Annotated in this window: 1 protein-coding gene; it reads right to left on the bottom strand. The window is 68.6% G+C overall.

The features are described from left to right. The coding region (locus tag QN347_RS20620) for a hypothetical protein (protein ID WP_323494522.1) at positions 1-245 on the bottom strand (245 nt) is incomplete at both ends.

Here is a 245-nt window from a genome sequence, read left to right as displayed (position 1 = left end):
ATCACGCTCGGCTTCGAGTTCGGCGACGTGGTGGTCGGCGGCGTCCTTGGCGGCTGCCGTCTCGGCAAGCGCTCCGGCGATACGATCGCGCTCGGTTTCGAGTTCGGCGACGGTAGTGTTGGCGGCGTCCCTGGCGGCTGCAGTCTCGGCAAGTGTTGCGGCGATGCTATCACGCTCGGCTTCGAGTTCGGCGACGTGGTGGTCGGCGGCGTCCTTGGCGGCTGCAGTCTCGGCAAGCGCTCCGG

This window comes from Sphingomonas sp. 10B4, from assembly GCF_035019905.1.
Taxonomy (GTDB): Bacteria; Pseudomonadota; Alphaproteobacteria; order Sphingomonadales; family Sphingomonadaceae; genus Sphingomonas; species Sphingomonas glacialis.
This window is presented reverse-complemented; position numbering and strand designations above follow the sequence as displayed.